Here is a 21,311-nt window from a genome sequence, read left to right as displayed (position 1 = left end):
ATTTAGGAGGAAGCGCCTTCTGGATGCTGGGTTTACTTAATCGCTTCGGGCGTTGGTTGTTGCTGCGGGTTTTCCCGGTCTAAAAAGCTGTTCCGTTTGTTGAGCACAATCCCACAGCCCCTGGGTTTGCAAATTGAGGTATTTCGCGCTTAGGCTTTTGAGAGTACCTAGGGGCTATGGCGCAGTTGGTAGCGCGTCTCGTTCGCAATGAGAAGGTCAGGGGTTCGAATCCCCTTAGCTCCACTAAAATGTTGAATCCCCAGGTTTATCCTGGGGATTAACCATTTTATAAGCTTGGGAATTCGAACCCGTGAGGGCTGGCGCGGGGAGGTAGCGAACGCGGGTTGAGCGTTCGCCCGCGCCAGTGGTTTTCGGGGGCTGTGCTCCGAAAACCCTTGCTGGTGCGCAGCACCGCCGAATCCCCTTAGCTCCACTCCGTTGGCACAACAGGCAGTGTTGCTAGTGCTCATGCGACCATTCTTGGCTAGCTTCCAGCCGCATACTCCACAAATACGTTGATTACAAGCACCCTTCACACCACATGCTCTCAAAGCATGTGCAACCCCCTAGTCAAACCAAGAAAACAGTGATTCTGTATACACAATTGTTAGTTAATCGAATTTAAAGCTTCCTCAATTTGCTTTTGTAATTCACCGTAAGGCGGCTCTTTGCCTTGGAAGTAGGTGGGATGTATAACCTCTTTCATCTTCTGACTAAGGTTCTGCCATGCTTTAAGGATTTCTATATCTCGAGTTTCGGTAGATAAGAATGATTCTTCCAGAGCTTGATCCACACCTTCAGCATTGACAATTTGGTTGTAATTGAAAGTGCTACCACTGTGGTAACAGATAATTTCAGTGAGCTCTTCAATGTCTTTAACGGTTAGTGAATAAGCAACGTTTGTTAATAAGGCAGCTGCTTTGGTCGCCTCTCGCCAGCTGTCTACAGAACGGAGATTATTGAATATTGCAGTCTTAAATTTTGCTTTGTTGTAAGCACGTCTTATTGCAGTAGAAAGGTATTCTCCACGGAGACCATTTAGGAGTTCAAGATATTTTGTGTCATTTTGTTCATCTCCGGAGTCAATAGGATGGCCATCGAAAAAATCCATTTTCGCGAGTCGTCCAGATAACTCTGAATCCGACGTACCGTGCATGAGTGAGTAAATTTTCGCACGGATGCTATCGGAGAGACTTTCCCACATTTCTGGATAATCGCCAGCTAAGCTAATGAGACGGCAGAGATATTCGCTGTTTACTTTTCCGTTGTCCTCCGCTCGGTCAGTGGCGTCCTTTAACACAGAGAAGAAAAGTGAATAATCAATTTCTTTAATCATCCTGCTCGCATGTCTAAAACGGAAAAAGACAGTGTCTTCCTGAACCTGAACGTCAGGTATCGAGGAAATATCTGGGGGAGTTAGTGTGCTCTTAATGAAAAGCTGCGTTAGTCTTCTTCGTCCAGTTTCTGTAAGGCGATTAAAATATTGTGTTTTGAGGTATTCCTTTACGCTTTTCTTTTGTGGCCAAGTCAAAGAGCAGATCTCATTTGAGAGTATTTCGGTCATTTTCTTTGATTTTTCTAGTGGGTGGCGGGTGAATAATTGAACATAGGCAAAATCAAGGTGAGCGTAAACCTCAGGGCGTGAAGGGGTGAATTGCGTATTCAAGCTACCTTTGGGATGAGGATGAGCGCACCGATTTCGATCTTCATAGAGCCTTGTTAGGGCAATTTCCTCATCAGGATCGATAATTTCGAACTCCAGTGCTTTTTTAAGAATGTTATGTTCTATTTGCTGCATCTTCTTCCAGCGACCACTATCTCCCATCTCAGTTGCTGCTTCTTCGTAACTCTTTATGTAAGAACGGGCGTTATTGTTTGAATCAGCCATCAAGGTGATTCTTTCCAGGATATCGAAGAATACTGCGACCCAAAGGGATAGTACCGCGGCTCTTTTTGCTCCAGCGTTCAAGGCATTAACTGACTCTTCAAAAAGTGATCGCGTATTAGGGATGATGATTTTATTGCTATCGAAGTCTAGTCGCAGCATTTACCTTGTCCTCTCTGTAACCTTACAGGTTGGTTATTTACGATTATCGGTATGATATCTGAGCTCTGGAGGAGGACACGTATCCAGGCGAATAATTAGCGATTCGCACGTGTTCTGGAGGACTAAATCTCCAAGGATGAAGTAGTAAAATATACCCAAAGTATCTTGTCTCGTCCCCTAAACGTGCGTACTGCACCCAACAATGCTGGAAAGTCCCAGACATAGCCCGCCTAACAGGACACAGCGAAGGCGTTATCTATAACTGGCAAAATGGCAAAACCAAACCCCTATGAGCCGTCTTATAGAATAGTGCGTCATTGGAGAGGGACTTCGGTTAGTTTAGCGCGTAAATATGTATGAGTGAGCAGATTAGTCACAAGGTGTCCATCGCGAGATGGTAAATCGGCTGTGTAAAAAGTTTAACGACGTCTCAAAGTTAGAAAAAGAATGATTATGGACAGGCTTCAGTACAAACTGTAACATCTGGCTTGAATCGTGCGGTATTAATATCCTAGGTATTAACGTCGGAAAAGCTCTAGGGATTGGCTGTGATTTCTCCGGGTTGGGAAAATCTAAACTCTATCAGGCTTTTCTTTTGAGCATTACATAAATAGCCTTGAGCATTTTCCAAAACTCTTTGAACTCCGATGTCCAACAGGTGGCACCAAAAAACATTACGATACTGAGAGCAAAGGAAGCTATCCCTCTTAATAAAAGAGAAGTTAAAGTGGTGTTGCCGATTGGATACAAAAGGAACCACACCAGCAGTGTGCCACCTATAGTAGCTATCGAGTATGCGGTAATTTTCAAAAAGTAGCCACGAGATGACACTTTAAATCCATGCTTATAGAGCATATAAGCTTCAATAGCTCCGGAAACAAAGAAGCTGGTAAAGCAATTCGCAATCAGTATCCCAATAATCCCAAATAGTTGCGCAGCTATAATACTTAAACCAATTAATACGATAGTCTCGATAATCGCTTTCCAGCGAGTGAACCAATATAGTCCATAAGCGCTAGTAAAAGTTAAAGCAGCGGTACGTATGGCTTTCAAATAAAAGAGGCAGACAATCGCTAGCTCGATTGATACTGGAAAAACATATTGTTCCCCGAAAAAGACATGCATAGCGTTGGTGAAAATAGCTAATAGAGGAATCGATACCAATGCTGCTAAACAGGCATTAACATAAAAAGTCAGATTGAAAACCCGCAGCTGCTTTTCTTGAGTCTCTTCAACCCCCAGATTACCTATGGATGCAACAGTGGCATCAAATACTCTGGAAATCAGGCGCTGTAAAGCGTTGGTGATTAGTAAATAATTTGCGTAAAGAGCAACGGTATGCAGACCAATAAAAACTGAAAGAATTACGTTGGTTGCCGGAGTTGAAGCTATACCAGCGATTTTATGAAGAACCAACGCGAAAGTATTTTTCTTTATTTTTGACAGTGTATCCGGGTCGATTTTCTGTACCGGCATTTTGCTCTTTAGGAATGGGTAACGACGATCGGTAACTATCGAAACTACGAAGTTTTGCAAGAAGGTACATACAACCATGCAAACTAAAAACCCAAAATAGGAACCTGTCGTTAAAAGTACGATGATTTGACCGAGGGTCATGATTAGAGTGAATACATAGCGCCAAATATCCACGAGATATTGCTTTTGATCTGCTCCAATCAAAGTGCCCTTATAGGAGTAGAGATAAGAGACAGCGGTGTTAGCTACAAACAATAGGAAATAAAGGCGCAGGTGTTTGATATCGGGTATTTCTTTTATAAACCACTCTAGTTTTAGAGAGAAGAAAATCCCTAGAGTCGTTACTATGGCTGCAATCGTCCAGTAGGCGCGGCGATAAAGTTGCATCAATGCACGAATCTTTTCGCGATTATTTTTCGCTAAAGGTTCGTAGAGTGAGTAGATTATCGCTGATCCGATTCCCAACTCGGCCAGAGAGAGCATTACCAGCAACGAGGAAAACAAACCCTCAATTCCTAAATAGTCCTGACTCAGGGTGCGCACAAATACCATGCGTGTTGCAAAGTTGCAGGCAATTGAAAATACCTGCCCAAGAATTCCAACCGCTGCGTTTTGTGCGCTTCTTTTAAGCCGAGTCATGCTCGCTCGCCGTTCCTGGTATGCGAGCCTTACCGGGCTAGGGCGGCTGAAATGTTGTCTTTATTTATATTTGATAGCAGTGTGCGGGTATCCCGAAGTTCTTGGGGTTTAGCTGCACCTGTTCTAGTTGCTAAGAGAATTGAATCCTGGGGTGCAACCTTTAAAACCCACTTGGGGTTGGATAGTAAATCGTCAATTAGCTTTACGGTCACCATTGTGTTGTCTGCAATCTCAGTGATTGTTTCATAGACCTCAGCGCTGGGGGCATTTGCTCCTAAACCAGCTACCCAAATGGTCTTGGTTGAATCCTCTTTTACTGACGATGCCAGTGATACCCCTAGGATAGAAACCTGCTGATTTCTCTTGACCTCACTCTTGTTAGGCCAAGAAACCAGGGAACCGCGAATCCCTAAGATGTCTACAAAATCGCGTCTAGTGCGTAATCGGGGATTAATGAACTCAATAAACATACCGACAATCAAACCGGCGCACAGTCCGAGAATAGCAAATAGGATAATACGCGAGATTGATAATCCTGACTTGTTTTCAGTAAGAACAGTTTCTGTGGGGGCGGTGGCCTGTTGATAGATATTTACTGACACCCCAGGGAATAATCCGGCGAGATCATTTTTTGTTTCCTTGAGAGCCCAATCGGTTGCTTCTTTTACTAGTTTTTGATTATCGCCAGTAACGTTGATGCTGAGGATGGGGACATTTACTGGCGTGCGGTAAAAAGAGTCTAGGTATGGAGGGGAACTAAAGGAAAGGCTTTCGGCATTAGTACCAAAGTGGGTAACTGCTCTTTTTGAAAGGTCTTGTTCGATAATTCCTTTTCCTGCCTTAATTACAAAACTGGAATAGTCGGTTGCATCATTGGATTCATTGTCTGAGGTTGTAACTTTAGTGGGAATCCCGAGGGCGGCGGACGAAGAGTAACTGCGGGAGAAAGAAGTGGCGGAGCCTCCGCTGGTAAATACCGGGACAGCTGTGAATAACAGGGCAAAAACAATACATAGCCACCAATACTTTTGTATGGCTCCTTTGGCAGAAGAAATAACTGCGTTAGGCATAGAGGTCTCCTTGTGGTTTCTTAGCTGCGAGTAATTCTAGTGGTTTCGAGGAAAGCAGAGCAAGGTTTAGTGGGTGCGGCTTGGGGTTATTTTGAGGTGAAGTACTCAGCTTTTCCCCTCGAGTCGAGTACTTAAGGCTAGAAGTCAGGTAGGGGCGGCGGGAAGATAAAACTTCGGCGAGCAGATAAACGATAGCTACTAGCAGCCAGAACTGTATCGAAACGATGAAGGTTAGCCATCCCAAGGCAGAGTCGCGGGGTATCCAGAAAATAGATTCCAAAGAGCACAATGCCACTAATCCGCTGATTCCTCCCCGGTCAAACATTCGGGGCATAGCTGCCAAAACAACTCCAAGTATTAGTGATCCGCAGATAACGCCGAGCCAGCTATAATCTACAAACAGTTCCAGTAAATAGGAAGAACCGTAGCCCTCGCCTCCTAGATAGTTCTGGTGTTGAAAAAAACTGAGCGCATGAGCAAAAGAATGAGACTCGGTGGCCATTGTCTGGCTGTTATTTCCGGGTAGGGAGGGTAAGCCGGAGAGTAGTCGCCCGTAGGAGTCACGGGTTAAAAAATCAATGAACGGACCGAAGGTGTAGTTGTTTTCAAAGGAAGCTGCTTTCTGAGCTGCATAGTAACCATGGGAAAGTACCTCAAAGGAAACTCCCTGTTTGTCAAAAAAATCAACAATACTCTCAAGAAAATTTGCGGTTAAATTTACTTGTTGAGAACGAATGTAGTTAATAGAATTCAGTATGACGATAGCAACGGGAATACCGAAAATTAGTCCTCTTTTTTCAAAACGTCCTATCCAGGTATCTTTACTGTCGTGGCGAGCTCGTAAAAAGAAGTAAAGCGTAGCAAAAAGAACTGAAAACATAAATCTGCCACGCAAGCCCACAAGAAGGGTGGGAATGTTTAGCAGTATATTTGAGCTTAGCGCTACATAGGCGTGTCGTTTACGCGGCATGGTGAGTAGATAAATGCAGAGCGCATAGTCAGTGAAGGTCGCTAAAGTGCGCACTGGTAAAGGGGCACTTTCTTTAAAGTACAGAAAATAATCAGTGTACGATTTATCTACGATGAAAGAGAGTTTTTCGTAACCAAGATAGGCGGAGGCTAGCCAGCAGATTATAAAAATAGTCAGGGAAACTGCGGCCAGGGCGTGTAAATTTAGATTCGCATCCCGGTATTTTTCTAGCAATTCAACTCGGTTACCGGAAACGAAGCGGTTTCGAATAAAAGCGAATCGAGAAATAGTTTCGCTTCGTGGTTGTCTGGTAAACAGAGCAAATAGAATCGCTCCCACCCCTAATGAAAATAGCGCTAAGAACAATATCCATAGAGAAAAGTCAACTGCGGGGACACCGCCAATCCACCACTTTTTCCCTTGTAAAATACGGACAAAGGGGCGACCTAAAAGGAATAAGAAAAAAGCAAGCAGAAAGAAAATAGTAACTATTTGTTCTCGCCAACGTGCGCAGCAGTAAACAATCAGGGCTGCCCAAATAGCCCAAATAGTCTTAAAGGAATTTTCCCAATCGACTCTTCCCCAGGTAAAAATAAAAGTAATAGCTGCAATAAAAGCTACGAATAATGCAGCAACGGCAATAATAGAGCGAACAGAGAAGGAGGTGGGAATAGAAATTCTGGTTGTACTATTAGATATTCGTGCCTGATTTGCCATTATCGCCACCGCGCATTTAGCTCATGACTTTGTCTGTGGTTTGGTGGAGGGGGAGTCATATAATCCTCGCCATATTCGACCCGTAGGAACTCGTCGTATCGACGGGGAATTGGGTACATGGATTCTCCAAATTTCACATAAATAGTTTCTTTAAAAATAGATTTACGATGATTCCGAAACAAATTATCAGATGCGAAAACCGTGGTCGCCTTGTCGAATGAATTGAACCATTTGCTAAGGAGTTTTGAGGATGCTACTCCGAACCGTTGGTATCCGATTAATTTTGCTAGCGGTGTTAAGAGAGGGCGTGCTATTTTACCTTTCCAGGTGTGTTTTGGGCGATTTGCTATCGTGGAAATCTGCATACAGACCAGAAGTAAGTAGATTATGCCCTTTCCAAGCGAATTTAAGAATCGGGAGTTTTTTTCCCCGTATAGGGGAAAAATATCAATCCAGACTCCCATATTGTTCACCTTGGCCGTGGATAAAGCTTCAGAGGTAACTGTGCGGGTGTCCACGACTTTCCCAAAAACTGTATAGGAATTGCAGTCAGTTTCGGGGCAGAGAAGTTCCCGGTTTTTGCCAATGGGAGAGGTAACCTTGTTGGCTTTGTAATATGCGAGCATTTTGTAATAGTCATTTGCAGGCATCCAAATGTCGATGTCATCATCCCAGGGAATCATGTCGCCGTGGCGCACCGCTCCCAATAGCGACCCATAGGCAATCCAATAGCGCCAGTTGTGGGCTTTGCAGAAAGAAGCAAAGTCTGCGAGAATCTCAAACTCCAGTTGTTTAACTTCCTGGAGTTTCAATGCCTCTCCTGGCTTAGGGACTAACATTTCAAGCTACTTTCTGTCCGGCAGTCTTATTTCAGCAGCCAGGCTTTCATCGGGTGATAGACGCGTTCTTCGACCGGAGGAATCGTCATGTAGTCTCCGTACATCATTGTGAGCATAGTATCGTAGTTCGCGGGGGCAGGGTATTTGCGATTCCCAAAAACCAGAGGGATGGATTTTTGGAACAGCGTAATCGGGAACTCACGTTCAGAGTGTGCGCTATAAAAGACACTTTGTGCTTTTTTAGTGGTAGGAAAGCAGAATTTTAACCATAATTCTAGGGCTTTAGCGAATGACGCATACCCAATCCGCTTTGCGAATCTCCCGCAAATCGAGGCAACTAGCTGACCACGTTTCCCAATTCCGGGAAGTCTCTTCCAACAGGCAATTCGCATTAGTAAATAAAGGAAGTCAGAAACGGTGGTTGCACTTTTTTGTATGAATTTCTGTTTATGAACTCCATACAGAGGGAATATATCGACCCATAGTCCATTAAGACTGGGAATCGAATCGATATCTAAAATTTCTTCTTCTACCAGAGTATGAGTATCTATTACTTTTCCCCAACTTACGGGGCAGCGCGAGTCGATTGCGGAGCAAACAAAGCGGTATCGATCATCAATAAAGCCGTTAGTTTCTTTTAGTAGCTCGATAAGTTGAAAATAATCATCCGCTAGCATCACCACATCGATGTCGTCATCCCAGGGGATTAAATCTTTATGCCTTACTGCTCCTAGCAGACTTCCGTAGGTAAGCCACATTCGGATTTTATGTTTCCGGCAGTACTGCCAAAGTATCTGAAGAATTTCTTTCTCGTGTGCCTGTATTTCTTTAAGTGATAATAGGCGCTCGGTGCTGTCACCAGAATCAAAACTCATTTCTACTCCTTTTGCCCTAGTCATATTAGAAACCATGCGAATGTATCTGTTAATCATACACAACGAACAGATAACAGCTTCTCCAGATTTAGGAAGATATTTACCTGGTCAGTTCAGATAAAAATCTTCGCCAGAGAGGAGCAATTTTCTGCATAGAAAAATTTTCCTTGACTAATCTCTGCCGCTTCGAAAACTCCTCTCGTAACTCTTGGCTAGCCATTAAATGTTGGAGGTTGCGTGCATAAAGGGGAGTATCAAAAGGTTTTACCAAGAAACCGCTCTGACCGTCAGCAATGATTTCATTGGGACCGGTAACTACGTCAAAAGAGACGCAAGGTAAGGAAAAAGCGGTAGCTTCTAGGAGGAACATCGGCATTCCCTCCATATCCGAAGTGAGAGTTCCGATTGAATATTTCGGGAATTCTTCATAGAGATGTGCGGTTTTTCCCCGTAAAAATACCTGGTTTTCCAAGCCGTACTCACCAATTTTCTTTTCCAAAGCTTCGCGTTCCGCACCGTCACCAAAGATGTCCCATTGCCAATCAGGGAAATTGGGGAAAATCTCTTTTGCAATCTCGGGAATCCGCAAGGGGCCTTTCTCTGCTGAAAGCCTGCCTGCCCAAATAATTCTTTTTGCGCTGATATCTGCCTGCACGTCCTCGGGATTAATCTCAGGATCAATCCAGTTTGTTATCACCGCTAGCTTTCGCCGCGGTATTTTAAGAAACTTTTGATAATCCGCGGCGCTGCGCTTAGTAAGCACCACCGTTCGGTCACACAGGCGGGCGGAAACCATGCGAATGGTGGTGATATCTTTTTGGCTTAGCTGCGCTGCCAGTGCTCCATGGTCATGAAACACAAACTTGCAGCGATTTCTGCCTCCGAACAAGCGGTTCCATAAAACCACCGGGGCGGCGATAATTCCCATATCAGTGGTTTGCAGGAGGCAAACGTCAATCTGGTTTTGTTTCAGATACTTTCGCAGGGGATTAAAAGATTGCACGATGGTTTTTCGAAGTCGCGGCATCGTGCCTTTGCCTAAATAGGAAACTGTAACCCGGGGGTCAATGGGGATAGAAGGACCGCGTTTTTCCGGATAGCCATAGAGATTAACAATGTGAACCTCAAAGTCAGCGCATAAGGCATTAGCTACCAGCCCAATTACCCTTTGTGCGCCTCCCACATTACCGATATCCCATATCGCAAAGGCGATTCTAGGCTTCCCCAAGAGTAGTTCTCCTTTGTTTAGCCTGGACGAGTAGTTTATAAAGCGGCCAGCCAAAAAAGAGTGCTAGTGCCGCTATCTTGCGAGTGTAGTGAAAACCGGACATTTTTATAACTGCCCAGGTGTGCGCCCGTAAGTCCTTTATAAGCTGAGCTCTGATAGTGTTTTCGGCTGGTGAATGACCCTGTAACAAACGGTCAAGTACCACAAAGCGGGCAGAAATCCAGCGAAAAGTTGCAGCCTCTTTCACCTGAGGATAGGACTGCACACAAATCCGGTGAGCCAAATCTGCCGCTTTTATTAGATCCAGGGAGCTGAAGCTGAAGGGCTGGGTCGTAATCGAGCTTTCTCGATGTACATATACATACAGAGGTTCAAGGTTTACTGAAACCTCTCTGAAATGTCCTAAACCGTCGATCGTGAAAAAGGAATCCTCATAGTAACGTCCTACTCGGAAGCGCAGCTTATCGAGGGCGGAACGCCGGTAAAGCCGATTGCATACAGATCCCGGAGCACGCCCTAATAAAGTAAGTTTAAAGAATTCTTCGTAGCTCAATGTCTCGCGTAGGGGACTGGTATTTACCCGGTCTTGGCTGCCGTAACGGTCTACTATGCCCACCACGGCTATCTCAATCGTAGCCTTGTTGAACTGTTGCAAAAGTGCTCCAATAAAATCTGGTAATACCAAATCATCGGAATCAATAAACGAAATGAATTCCCCAGAAGCTCGGGAGATTCCAGTATTACGCGCGGCCGAAAGACCGGCATTTTTTTGGTGGATTACGCGGATACGCGAATCCTCGCTCGCTAGCAAATCGCATAGTTTTCCAGAGTCATCCGTAGATCCGTCATCTACTAGAATAGCTTCCCATTTTTCATAGGATTGTGCCTGAATCGAGGCTACACAACGCCGGAGATGGTTACCGGTGTTGTAAACAGGCAGAATCAGGCTTACCAGGGGCTGCTCAGTGATAGCAGCATGGAGGGGGTTAGCATTTGCCATAACGATTAGATTTCCCAGCTAAATGCAGTTTTAAAGGTACTGCTGAGGTCATTACCAAAAACCCGGTGGATTCCATCTACATCTCGTACTGGGGAATCTTCAAAAATGATTCTGCTTATTCTGGCGCAGAAGCTGTCTTTTTCCCACAGAGAGGCGGCTTTTTCAAAATCTAAGCGACCAGAACGAGAACTACCTACCAGGGTAAGTCCCTTTTCTAGTACCGTGCGGGTAGCTATCCCCACCGGATTCTCAGTAACTCCCATCAAGGTAAGGACGCCCTGAGGTTTTATAACTTCAACTATCTCATTGATAGCAGATACGGAGCCTTCACCTCCGGCACATTCAAAAGCGTAATCTACCGAGAAATTCTCGGGAAGATTACCGGCAAGATAGGTGGCATTTGCCATGCTGAAATAGTCGAGTTTAGGGGGATTCACCCCGATTACTATTATCTCTAGCTCTGGATGAAGTTCTCGCAGTACCGAGGCGAGTATGTATCCGACTGACCCGTCTCCCCAGATTCCTACAGTGGTGCGGTCGGTGTCCGCTAGAGTCCTCCAACGGGAAACTGCGTGGCACGCAACCGAGGTCATTTCGGTTTGGGAAGTAAGGGGGCTTGCCTGGGGAATCTGCACCAGTTGTCTGGCCGGCAAATCCACGATTTCGCGCATGAAACCATCGGCACCTGAAGATAAAAAAGTAAAGCCAGGCGCGTAGTTTTCGTAAACTCCCGCTATGGGTTTTCCAGGGATATTTGGAATCATAGCTACCGGAGTGCCCGCCTGGAAAGCGCCAGAATCATCACGAACCACAACTCCGACAGCTTCGTGAATCAAAGCCATAGGGAATTTTTTTTCTAAAATAGCCTGAGGACGTTTTCCCTGATAATAGCGTTGATCCGCGTGGCAAATAGACATATGGGTGGGACGTACCCACACTCGATTCCGGGCGCTTATCTCGTGAAATTTTACCGCTACAGTGCGCGGAGCAGTTACCTGGTAGGAAGCAGTAATCATACAGCTTCTCCTTGGGGACTGCTTTCCTCGGGTAGACGGTCAATGAGAGCTTGAGCTATGCGGTAATCCATCACTGTGGTTAGCTTGATGTTTTCGGGTGCTCCTGCCACTAAGGCTACGGGAATATCGGCTAGAACCAGCGCTTTGCAGGCATCCGGAATGCTAGCTTTTTCTTCTTCACAAAGGCGCGTATAAGCATCTTGGAGTAAGCCAATCTTAAAACTTTGCGGGGTCTGCCCCTGATATAGCTGGCTGCGATCGGGGATTTCTGCAATTAAGGCAGCATCTGTGGAATTAACTATAGTGTCGGTCGCGGGTATAACGGTATCGCAGGCGCCGTGCTCTTGAGCAGCGCGGATATTGGCGGTAATAATCGCCAGAGAAACAAAGGGGCGGACTGCGTCGTGGGTTACCACAACCGAGTCAGGGTTATCTCCGTGGTCTTTCTGAATGTGATTAAGGATGTTAGCAATTGTTCCGTTACGGTTTGAGCCACCAGTAACCACAGTTACTTTCTCACTCAGTCCCTCGCGGCTAAGAATATCCCTCGTGTAGTCAGTCCAGTCTTTATGTACGCCAACGTATATTGAATCGAACTCGGGAATAAGTAAAAACTTTTCAATGGTGTGGAGGATAACCGGCTTGTCGCCCAGTTCTAGGAACTGTTTCGGCATATTCGCCATTTTCATCCGCGAGCCGGTGCCGCCCGCCAAAATCGCCGCATGTATCATAAACGCTGTGCTTTCTGGTTGTTTAGAGGCTTACGTAATCCGAATTATAGCTGTTTGTGATTTTGGGAGCTGAACATTTGTCGAGTGGCGCTGGAGTTCATATTTATAGATAGGGCAATTCAGTTAAAAATCATCCTGAGGAAGTGCTATTTCTTCCCTCTGAAGGCTCTATATGCGCCTTCAACTATTCCTTTCCAAGTGCCGATACCATAGGCGATATGGAGGGCGGGGAAAATCAAAGGCAGGGCGGCAGCTTTACTGGTGGGCGGATTCAGGGTTGGAAGCGATAGCGCACTTAAAGCCAGGTCGGCGGTTCCATAGCTGGCAGCTAGCAGCCGCAGCGGTAGCTTAACTCCTCGTAGTCGCAGTGCGATTCCCAGGGCAATTGCCAATACAAAAGCACCAGGTACCAGATGGTAGACCTCGACACATCCGGGTTGTACGAACAGGGTTCGCCCTATCCAGTAGCCGTTATGGTATTTTTGCCTAATCATTGCAGAAAGTGAAGGGCGAATTACCTGTTCAGAGTAGATTCTAGAATCAAAACAAATCTTGTATCCGGTCTTGCGAATTCGGTACGAATAGTCGTTGTCCTCAGTACGAGTGAGCTCCTCGTTAAAAGAACCCACTTTATCTATCACCGAGCGGCGGTATCCGGGGTGGAATACCGATTTTACGTACTGAGGTGCGATAGAGTCGGATTTTGACTTACCTCGATATTTTGCAATCGAGGCTCCAAATAAGGATTCTTCGACCGTATGCAATACCCGTTGCCAGGCAGTTGCATTCTTGGGAGTGACAGTAGGTCGAGGTCCCCCGACCACGTCCTCTCCTTCTTGCAGAACCGTTACCATTTGGCTCAAAAAATTATTTGGGATACGGGCGTGAGCATCTAGTCTGACTATTATCTCTCCGGTAGCAGAGTTAAGGAATAGATTGAATCCCTTAGGTAGGGTTTTACCGGGGTTATGGAGCAAAACGACGGATTCAAAGTCGGTTGCCTGCGCGGCAAAGTCCTTCATAATCCGGGGGGTAGCATCTTCAGAACCGCTATCTACCAGTACCACCTGGATAAGATGGTGTGGGTAGTCTTGAGCCTGGATACAGGAGAGCATATCGGGAAGATAATCCTCTTCATTTAACGCAATAATCCCCACAGATATTTTCGGTTTTTTTACAGACTCCAAGTGATTCATACTATTTCCTGGGTAGGACGCCAATAGTTAGTGCTGTCTATACTATCCTTGCTCACCGCATGGTTTGTCCAAGACACACTGCCCGGATAACAGAGTAAGAGAGTCGCGATTCGGTATTATTAGGGAATTAGAAACCGAACAAAGGCTACCGATAGATAGAAAGTTGGTCTCATGCAGGCACTTATTTTGGCGGCAGGAATGGGGTCTCGTCTTAAAGATCTCACTGCAGATAACACCAAGTGCATGGTGAAAGTCAATGGGGTAACTATGATTGAGCGGATGCTCAACCAGCTTGAAAATAAAGCTTTTTCCAAAATCATAATTGTGACCGGCTATGAGGGGCAGAAGCTAATCGATTTTATTGAAACTCTCGATATTTCTACTCCGATAGAGTTCATCAATAACCCGATTTATGACCAAACGAATAATATCTATTCACTTTGGCTAGCCAAGGACAAACTTCTTGAAGAAGATACGGTGCTACTAGAGTCAGACTTGATTTTTGAAGATAGCATCCTAGATGCCCTCCTTGACGATTCTCGTCCTACGTTGGCGCTGGTAGATAAATATGAGTCCTGGATGGATGGCACGGTGGTCCAACTAGATGAGGACGATAGTATTTCTGCTTTCGTCCCCGGCAAGAAATTTGTTTACCGCGATATTGATTCCTACTACAAGACTGTCAATATCTATAAGTTTTCCAAAGAGTTTTCTACCACGCATTATGTTCCGTTTCTAGATGCCTATACCCAGGCTCTAGGACGTAATGAATACTATGAGCAAGTCTTGCGGGTTATTACTTTACTAGATGATCCCGCGATAAAAGCCAAACGTCTAGATGGGCAGAAATGGTACGAAATCGATGACGTGCAAGATCTTGATATTGCGTCCTCGATATTCCATCCTGACACTGCTCAACGCAAGACATTATTTGAATCCCGCTATGGCGGATATTGGCGTTACCCCAAGATGCTCGACTATTGCTATCTGGTAAATCCCTATTTACCTCCCCAACGGATGAAGGACGAGATGCGAGCAAACTTTGATTCCCTGCTTGCGGACTATCCGTCCGGTATGGGAGTGAACTCTTTGCTTGCCGCCAAGAATTTTGCTTTGCGCCCCGAACAAGTAGTGGTTGGGAACGGGGCAGCAGAGCTAATCAAATCGCTAATGGCGCAGCTGCCGATGCCTTACGGAGTGGTTAGACCCACCTTTGAAGAATATCCCAATCGTTGCTCGCAAAAGCCGGTTGTATTCCAGGCAGATAACCCAGATTTTTCCTACACTGCTGATGACTTAATAGAGTTTTTCGGTCGCAGTGAGCAGGGTAAAACCGCTGATGGGGAGCGGGTAAAAGCCCTGGTTGTGATTAACCCCGACAATCCTTCGGGTAACTTCATCCCCCAGGCAGATGCGCTCCGCCTGGCAGATTGGGCGGAAGAAAGTGGGATAACTCTAGTTCTCGACGAAAGTTTCATTGACTTTGCTGAAGGTCAAGACAATTCGCTACTAAGCCAGGAAAATCTGGATTCCCATCCGCACTTATTCATAATGAAATCTATTTCCAAGAGTTACGGGGTTGCCGGGCTGCGGTTGGGGATTCTGGCTAGCTCTGATGCTGCGGCTATCGCAAGTTTCAAGAAAGATCTCCCTATATGGAACATTAATTCTTTTGCTGAATTCTATTTGCAAATCGAAGAAAAATATCGGAAAGACAACGCAGCTGCTTTTGAAAAGATAAAAACTGTGCGTGCCGAATTCCTGCAAGACTTGAATAGTATTCCTTATTTGCGGGTTATCCCCTCACAAGCCAACTTTGTGACCGCACAGGTGCTGGCTCCCCACAGTTCTAAAGAGGTAACTATCGCCTGTCTTGAAAATGACTTGATTATAAAAGATCTCTCTGAAAAAGAAGGTTTTGATGGGAAACAGTACATTCGTCTAGCGGTTCGTTCCACCCAGGATAACGCCCGTTTACTGGAAGTATTACGTGCCATCCAAGATGCAAATCGCTGATATTCATTCAAGAATCTGCAGTTAAGAACGGGATATATGAAGCTCATCGGGCATAAAGAGATTGTGGAGATACAACTGGATTCTGCTGCTATGTTGGATTGAGGCGCTAGAGAGGTCTCAGAGCCTGTTCCGTTTGAGTGGATGGGAGAAGTTGTAATGTCAAAGAAAAATGACCAGGATGAGCAGGATAGTGTGTTTCGTCTTGTTGAAGATTGTATTCTCGCGGAGAATGTCTCCTTGCGTAGTACAGTCAGGTGATTGCGTCCAAAGCAGACCCGCCTGGTAGTTCTTGACATACTTCTCGTCACTGGGTGCGTCTCTGTCCGCGAGGGACGTGTTCAGGGCTAAGCGACATTCAGGTATTCACCCCTAATGAATCTACCTCTTGCCCGATGATTTTAATTTTCCTATTTACCGTTATTTCGAACTGTAATTCTAGGAAATGTAATTACATTAAACTTGAGTCTATAATGAGAAAGATTAGAGGGGATCAGGTTATTAATTTGGCTAATTGTGGAACTATCCAAGTTTCTTTCTAAAATACTTTTCTGTAAAATGAGATAGCTTTTTAAATCTTTGATAGTCTTATTTCTAATATGTCTTGTAAATAAGGTACTTAATCGTGTCTCGCGAAAACGCGTTATAAATAATGCCAATGAAACTAATAATTCATACATTAGTAAATAGCAGAAATTGTGGCATGATATATTCCTAATGAAAATGGAAATTGGGATAGCGGAGATGTAGTAGAATATGACTAATTTTAAGAGGACTTCTGGAAGGTAATACTTGGTGTCCATTTGTTCTTTTTCTATAGTTATATAGCAGGATAGTATAGATTCCGCAAGTAGTAGAAGAAAAATAAATATGATAATTATTGTCATGCGTGCGCTACTATGTAATAAAAATATTGCAACTAATAAAATCAGTATGAGTAGTACGTATCTATCGGAGTGTGAGGAGTTTTCGTCTCTGTGACTTTGAAGGTTATTTAGCTTGTTTAGAGAGTCTAAAAATGGCTTAATTTTTAGGTGATTTTTGTTGGGTAAAAAAATTAATGAGTATAGGCATAGCGCATAAATGGATAAATTGATTATATAGTTTGAGTCTTTAAATACTATATATGCATTAAATTGTGTAACTTTTTGAATAGCTTTACTCAAGAATATTGCGCAAATTATCGTCAATATTATTGTGAGAATTAGGGATATGTTGTCAACTGTCTTGTCGTATTTTTCCTGTTCTATTCTTCTTTGGATAAAGTGTTTATCATACTCGTTTTGCCTGATGTAAGATGGGAGGGTTTTTAGCGCAAAAATAAGTGTTAAAAGTGTTAAATTGGTAGAAGTTAGGTTCTCGGTTGGGAAATTTAAGATGTCCTGTTTCGTAAATAGGCTGCAGAATAGAATAGTCATTACAGCTAAATTTAGAAATCCCAATGATAGTCGTAAAAAGTTATGCCTTATAGTGTTCGAAGGTAATCTAATAGGGTATTTTAATCTTTTTGGCAATTTTAATTATTTCCATCCAAGTTTCGTGTTGCGATGTTGGGTAAGTTTATCATGAGCCTTAGAATAGTGTGGCATGTTGGAGTGGAGTTTTCATTCAGGTGTCTAGCGTGTAGTGGCTGCTAATAATGTTAGGTACTTAATAAGAGCTAGGTTTTGTTCCGCTTCTTATACGGGGGTCAGTTCTCTGGCCCGGTGTTGATTATAGTTTGTGATTAGTTCCTCGGGGGTGGTGTAGCCGAGGGATTCATGGAGACGGGTATTGTTCCACCAGTGAACCCAGTTCAGAGTGGCCCATTCGACCTCGGTGCATGAACGCCAGGTCTGGGAATAGATAAGTTCTGTCTTATATAACCCGTTCACGCTTCTGCTTGGGTGTTGTCATAACTATCACCCACGGTTCCGGTAGAAGATTTGATTTTGTAATCAGTGATTTTCTCACTGCACTTAACGCTCGTGTACTGCGAACCATAATCGAAATGCTGAACAAGACCATCGAAATCTTTGGCGTTCATGATTGCTTGCTCAAGGGCTTCTAGCGGAAGTTCCTCGGTTTGCATGGTCGACCTGGTAGCCCACCCCACGATTTTCCTGCTATAAACATCAGTCACAAAGGCCGTATAGACGAACCCGGACAAGGTACGCACATAGGTGATGTCCGCAACCCACAGCCGGTTCGGCGCGTTGGAGCTGAACCGGCGTTGAACCAAGTCCGGGCGAGTATCAGGGGTAGGCGATGGTCGGGTAGTGACCGGTTTGCGACCGAGATGAACCCCACTAATCCCAGCAATCCTCATTAACCGTGCTACCTGGTCACGACCGATATACCAGCTCTCCCGACGCATCGCGTGCCACAGTTTACGCACCCCGTACACCCGATAATTTTCCTCGAAAACCCGGCGCACCTCACCAACCAAAACCTCATCACGCAAGGCTCGGCTACTCAGCGGTCGCTTCTTGACCAGACGATAGCCACGAGAGGTAATAAACCCGCCAACCGTGTGCTCGTTCAAGACCCGGCAAATACACTCGAGTAAGAAACAATCACGATACTCATCAACAAACGCAATCATTTCATCCCGGGCTGGTCGAGTTCTTTGGCAAAAAAGCCGAAGCAAGCTTCAAAATCTCGTTAGTTCGCCGCAGTTCAGCGTTCTCACGTTTGAGACGTTTAATCTCCTCGTGTTCCTCGCGGGTAACCCCAGGGTGCTGACCTGTATCAATCAATGACTGCTCGTACCAGCGACGCAGCGACTCAACCGATACACCCAGCCGTGGAGCAATCTCGCTGATGGCTCGCCACTGCGTACACGACCTGTCATCAGACAGACAATCACCAACCATCCTCACCACACAATCCCTGAAATCCTGCAAATACCTCTTAGACATGTTCCAATCCTCTCAAAAACAGGTAGGAACAAAACCCAGGAACTTCACTATCCAATAGCAAATCATCCTCTACCAAGGTCACGAAATCTGATCCAGCGACTCCATCACTCCGCAAGCCAAAAAAATCCTAAACAAACTGGGTCACTAAAGTTGCATGACTCAGGTCTGTATCTCCCTTGAGTATCAACCAGGAAACAATCTCAAAGCAGTAATATCAAGCAAGAATCGAACCCCTGCGAAGGTCAAGGCGATCCGGGATGGCGATAGCCAGAATCAGCGACGCCAGATAAGGTTTTGCTGGTTAAGACAGTAAACTGCATTTTTTAGGGCGCGGCGGTCGGTTTTTCCGCTTGGCAATAAGGGGAAGTCAGGAAGAATGGCCGCTGCCCTTGGCAAATGCGAAGCCGGCAAGCGCCCTCGCAAAGCGGCACGTAGTTTTTGTCCCAGGTACGCCGGATTTAAGTCTCCAAAGCTTAAATCTGCCGCACTTATCTCATCCATCCCCCCTATCCCACTCGAAGGCAAATCTCCCGAGCTTAACTCTTCCGGATTTAACTCACTTGAACTTACGTCTTTCGGATTTACTCCGGCGAAGTTTAGCTTTCCTGAAACCGGAGATTTCGGATTCAGCATAGAGGAAGATGTTTCATGCCCCCTCAACCTTTGCCGAGAAAAAACTGCACACAACACCTCGCCCCACTCCTCATCAGGCAGACCGCACAACTCTATCCCCGAAAAACCAAACCTCTCAGATGCTTCCTTTACTAGGGGAAGTGAAATATTGACACCCCCACAAATAATAGTGTCGTCTATCCTCCCTAATACCTCTAGGAGGGCAGAAGAAATATCATCAATGATTAGCGGGGCAGTTCGCTGGGCATAATCCTCGGAGCCTATCTCCTGATTTTGCGCCACATCGTTGCCCTTTTCGCGAAGTTGCAGCCGAATAGGCGTACTTTCTGGAGATGGCAACGGGAATGCTAGCGATGTGCCCTTATTCCTGCCAGCGCTAGAGCCAGCACCGTTTTCGGTAATGCTGCCCCCATGCTCGTCCTTAAAAACAATCCGTCCCCAATCATTCGTTCTAAGCCAGCGTTCCCCGTTAAACACCTGGATTTCACGGTCGCATTCTTCCTCTAAATACCCACTCATCAGCCCAGGAGTGCAAAGCCAAACCCTCCCCGCATTAACCGCAACTTTCACCCCCGGCAGCGGAATGCCGTCATAAACGCATCCGCCACAGGTTTCAGTCATGCCGTAGGTGGTTAGCAGATTTAACCCTTTCTCGCGGCCCTCGGTCAGCAGAACTGGGGAAATGCGCGCTCCTCCCACCAGGATTGCAGCGCATAAACGCAAAGCTGAAACCGCTTCCTTATTGGCGAGGGCGCGGCGCAGCTGAGTGGGTACTAACGACAAATAAAGTGGCAAGGCGGGGGAGGGAGATAACGAGGAGGTAAGTTCCCTGGCTCGCAGCAGTGCTTCCGTAAGGCGTGAGACGTTAAACCCGCCGGTCATGTCGATAGTTAGTGCTTCGCTACCGCTGGAAAGAGCACGGGCAATCACTTGGAAACCGGCAATATGATCCCGAGGTAGAGCCGAAATCCAAATCCCGTCTGCACCTAGGCGCTCGCGAGTTGCCTGGTGGGAGGCTTTCAGGGCGGAGAGTGAAAGTCCGACTAAGCGCCCTCCGGGTTTAGTTGATCCTGAAGTTGAAAGCAGGAAAACTACCTCTTTAGGTAATCGTTTTAGCCTCAAAGCCTGTTGGCGTGCCCAAGTAGGGCTGAGACGTTCAGCGCGGACGGGAAAGAATATCGGCTGGAAATTCTCTAAAAGCTGTAGGGCGGAAATCAGGTCTTTATGTTTGCTGTGTTGAGAGGTTTCGATATTGACCGGTGCTGCCGGTGCTGAGGGGTTTTCGGCTCGCAACCTGGTTTCTAGAGCGGTGAAAAATAACGCGTCGTGCTCTGGGTTATCGGATACTGGCAGGAAAATCAGGGGTCGAGGCGCGGTATCTTCTGTGGGCTGTCCTGGAGAGTTTTCCCTATTTGGTTTCGGCTGCAGCCAGATAGTTTGCGGAGCGTGTTCGGTTTTCTCAAGATGGTAGCTTCCTGCGCTGATGCTATCTGCAGAAGCTAAAATTTCGCATGCTTGCCTGGCTGTTGTGCTAGGTGGGGGAACAACGCGCAAATCCGACCTCCGATAGTAGGCGCTATCGTTAAGCTTATCGCGCCGGTGGGCAGTAGCTGTGGCTGCTGGGATTGGAGGGCAGTTATGTCTGGTTAGGGAGGGTGGTTTTGTATAGGGAGGGTGGTTTTGTGGCGTTAGTGGTGGATTTTTCGCCCTCCTGTGACGTTTCCGCCCTCCGCAGACAGTATTGCCCTCCCGGTTGCAGTTGTGGGCGGGACTGCTGATAGCGTCTTCGGAAAAATCGGGTATCACCCTCCCGGTTCGCGTGCAAACCCTCTTTTTTAGGTCTTAACTGCAAGTCGGGAGGGTGGTTCTGCATAGGGAGGGTGGTTTTGCGGCGTTAGTGGTGACCTTTCCGCCCTCCCGAGACGTTTTCACCCTCCCCAGACCGTATCGCCCGCCCGGTT

The 21,311-nt window shown here is 45.9% G+C and carries 13 protein-coding genes, 1 tRNA gene and 1 pseudogene; 2 read left to right on the top strand and 13 right to left on the bottom strand.

Annotated features, from left to right (window positions below; all coding sequences use genetic code 11):
- Nucleotides 1-170: 170 nt before the first annotated feature.
- Nucleotides 171-243, top strand: a tRNA-Ala gene (locus QZT94_RS02195).
- A gap of 364 nt (nucleotides 244-607) precedes the next feature.
- Here the strand turns inward: QZT94_RS02195 and QZT94_RS02190 are convergent.
- The 11 genes from QZT94_RS02190 to QZT94_RS02140 form a co-directional block, all read right to left on the bottom strand.
- Nucleotides 608-2,047: a hypothetical protein gene (locus tag QZT94_RS02190; protein WP_296760738.1), complete on the bottom strand. Its 1,440-nt coding sequence runs from the start codon at nucleotides 2,045-2,047 to the stop codon at nucleotides 608-610.
- A 582-nt stretch (nucleotides 2,048-2,629) separates the two neighbouring features.
- Nucleotides 2,630-4,162 carry a hypothetical protein gene (locus QZT94_RS02185; RefSeq protein WP_072510669.1) on the bottom strand — a complete coding sequence of 511 codons (1,533 nt, stop codon included), beginning with the start codon at nucleotides 4,160-4,162 and terminating at the stop codon, nucleotides 2,630-2,632.
- A gap of 29 nt (nucleotides 4,163-4,191) precedes the next feature.
- Nucleotides 4,192-5,232, bottom strand: a complete 1,041-nt coding sequence (locus QZT94_RS02180; RefSeq protein WP_296760741.1) for a hypothetical protein — start codon at nucleotides 5,230-5,232, stop codon at nucleotides 4,192-4,194.
- Entirely contained in the window at nucleotides 5,225-6,919 is a 1,695-nt protein-coding gene (locus tag QZT94_RS02175; RefSeq protein ID WP_296760742.1) for an O-antigen polysaccharide polymerase Wzy family protein, read from the bottom strand. Before QZT94_RS02175 ends, QZT94_RS02180 begins: the two co-directional genes overlap by 8 nt.
- Nucleotides 6,919-7,731, bottom strand: coding sequence for a LicD family protein (locus QZT94_RS02170; RefSeq protein ID WP_296773145.1), 813 nt, complete (start codon nucleotides 7,729-7,731; stop codon nucleotides 6,919-6,921). Before QZT94_RS02170 ends, QZT94_RS02175 begins: the two co-directional genes overlap by 1 nt.
- 53 nt (nucleotides 7,732-7,784) lie before the next feature.
- The gene (locus QZT94_RS02165) at nucleotides 7,785-8,633 is read right to left on the bottom strand and encodes a LicD family protein (RefSeq protein ID WP_296760746.1); all 849 of its coding nucleotides are present in this window, start codon (nucleotides 8,631-8,633) and stop codon (nucleotides 7,785-7,787) included.
- Nucleotides 8,634-8,733: 100 nt separating this feature from the next.
- Nucleotides 8,734-9,861, bottom strand: coding sequence for a glycosyltransferase family 4 protein (locus QZT94_RS02160; protein WP_296760747.1), 1,128 nt, complete (start codon nucleotides 9,859-9,861; stop codon nucleotides 8,734-8,736).
- The gene (locus QZT94_RS02155) at nucleotides 9,848-10,861 is read right to left on the bottom strand and encodes a glycosyltransferase family 2 protein (RefSeq protein WP_296760749.1); all 1,014 of its coding nucleotides are present in this window, start codon (nucleotides 10,859-10,861) and stop codon (nucleotides 9,848-9,850) included. The genes QZT94_RS02160 and QZT94_RS02155 overlap by 14 nt, the downstream gene beginning before the upstream one ends.
- 5 nt (nucleotides 10,862-10,866) lie before the next feature.
- Nucleotides 10,867-11,877 (bottom strand): alcohol dehydrogenase catalytic domain-containing protein, encoded by a 1,011-nt coding sequence (locus tag QZT94_RS02150; RefSeq protein ID WP_072510676.1) that lies wholly within the window; start codon nucleotides 11,875-11,877, stop codon nucleotides 10,867-10,869.
- Entirely contained in the window at nucleotides 11,874-12,608 is a 735-nt protein-coding gene (locus QZT94_RS02145; protein WP_296760754.1) for a 2-C-methyl-D-erythritol 4-phosphate cytidylyltransferase, read from the bottom strand. The genes QZT94_RS02150 and QZT94_RS02145 overlap by 4 nt, the downstream gene beginning before the upstream one ends.
- A 146-nt stretch (nucleotides 12,609-12,754) precedes the next feature.
- A complete protein-coding gene (locus QZT94_RS02140) occupies nucleotides 12,755-13,804 on the bottom strand; it encodes a glycosyltransferase family 2 protein (protein WP_296760756.1) in 1,050 nt (349 codons plus the stop codon).
- Nucleotides 13,805-13,975: 171 nt separating this feature from the next.
- Between QZT94_RS02140 and QZT94_RS02135 the strand changes: the two genes are divergently transcribed.
- On the top strand, nucleotides 13,976-15,820 hold the full coding sequence (locus QZT94_RS02135) for an aminotransferase class I/II-fold pyridoxal phosphate-dependent enzyme (RefSeq protein ID WP_296760757.1): 1,845 nt from the start codon (nucleotides 13,976-13,978) through the stop codon (nucleotides 15,818-15,820).
- A 1,676-nt stretch (nucleotides 15,821-17,496) separates the two neighbouring features.
- Here the strand turns inward: QZT94_RS02135 and QZT94_RS02130 are convergent.
- Together QZT94_RS02130 and QZT94_RS02125 are read right to left on the bottom strand one after the other, a co-directional pair.
- A pseudogene (locus QZT94_RS02130) lies at nucleotides 17,497-18,717 on the bottom strand (IS3 family transposase).
- A gap of 273 nt (nucleotides 18,718-18,990) precedes the next feature.
- Nucleotides 18,991-20,904: an AMP-binding protein gene (locus tag QZT94_RS02125; protein ID WP_296762041.1), complete on the bottom strand. Its 1,914-nt coding sequence runs from the start codon at nucleotides 20,902-20,904 to the stop codon at nucleotides 18,991-18,993.
- Between the last annotated feature and the right edge of the window lie 407 nt (nucleotides 20,905-21,311).

The organism is Varibaculum sp., from assembly GCF_008661855.1.
Classification (GTDB): domain Bacteria; phylum Actinomycetota; class Actinomycetes; order Actinomycetales; family Actinomycetaceae; genus Varibaculum; species Varibaculum timonense_A.
Note: the sequence above shows the minus strand (reverse complement) of the source record. Positions and strands in the feature narration are given on the sequence as shown.

Bases quoted from the DNA above. Each gene is read 5' to 3' on its own strand.
- QZT94_RS02175 (WP_296760742.1), bottom strand. From the start codon at position 6,919: ATGGCAAATCAGGCACGAATATCTAATAGTACAACCAGAATTTCTATT.
- QZT94_RS02155 (WP_296760749.1), bottom strand. From the start codon at position 10,861: ATGGCAAATGCTAACCCCCTCCATGCTGCTATCACTGAGCAGCCCCTG.
- QZT94_RS02150 (WP_072510676.1), bottom strand. From the start codon at position 11,877: ATGATTACTGCTTCCTACCAGGTAACTGCTCCGCGCACTGTAGCGGTA.
- QZT94_RS02145 (WP_296760754.1), bottom strand. From the start codon at position 12,608: ATGATACATGCGGCGATTTTGGCGGGCGGCACCGGCTCGCGGATGAAA.
- QZT94_RS02190 (WP_296760738.1), bottom strand. From the start codon at position 2,047: ATGCTGCGACTAGACTTCGATAGCAATAAAATCATCATCCCTAATACG.
- QZT94_RS02180 (WP_296760741.1), bottom strand. From the start codon at position 5,232: ATGCCTAACGCAGTTATTTCTTCTGCCAAAGGAGCCATACAAAAGTAT.
- QZT94_RS02185 (WP_072510669.1), bottom strand. From the start codon at position 4,162: ATGACTCGGCTTAAAAGAAGCGCACAAAACGCAGCGGTTGGAATTCTT.
- QZT94_RS02165 (WP_296760746.1), bottom strand. From the start codon at position 8,633: ATGAGTTTTGATTCTGGTGACAGCACCGAGCGCCTATTATCACTTAAA.
- QZT94_RS02135 (WP_296760757.1), top strand. From the start codon at position 13,976: ATGCAGGCACTTATTTTGGCGGCAGGAATGGGGTCTCGTCTTAAAGAT.
- QZT94_RS02140 (WP_296760756.1), bottom strand. From the start codon at position 13,804: ATGAATCACTTGGAGTCTGTAAAAAAACCGAAAATATCTGTGGGGATT.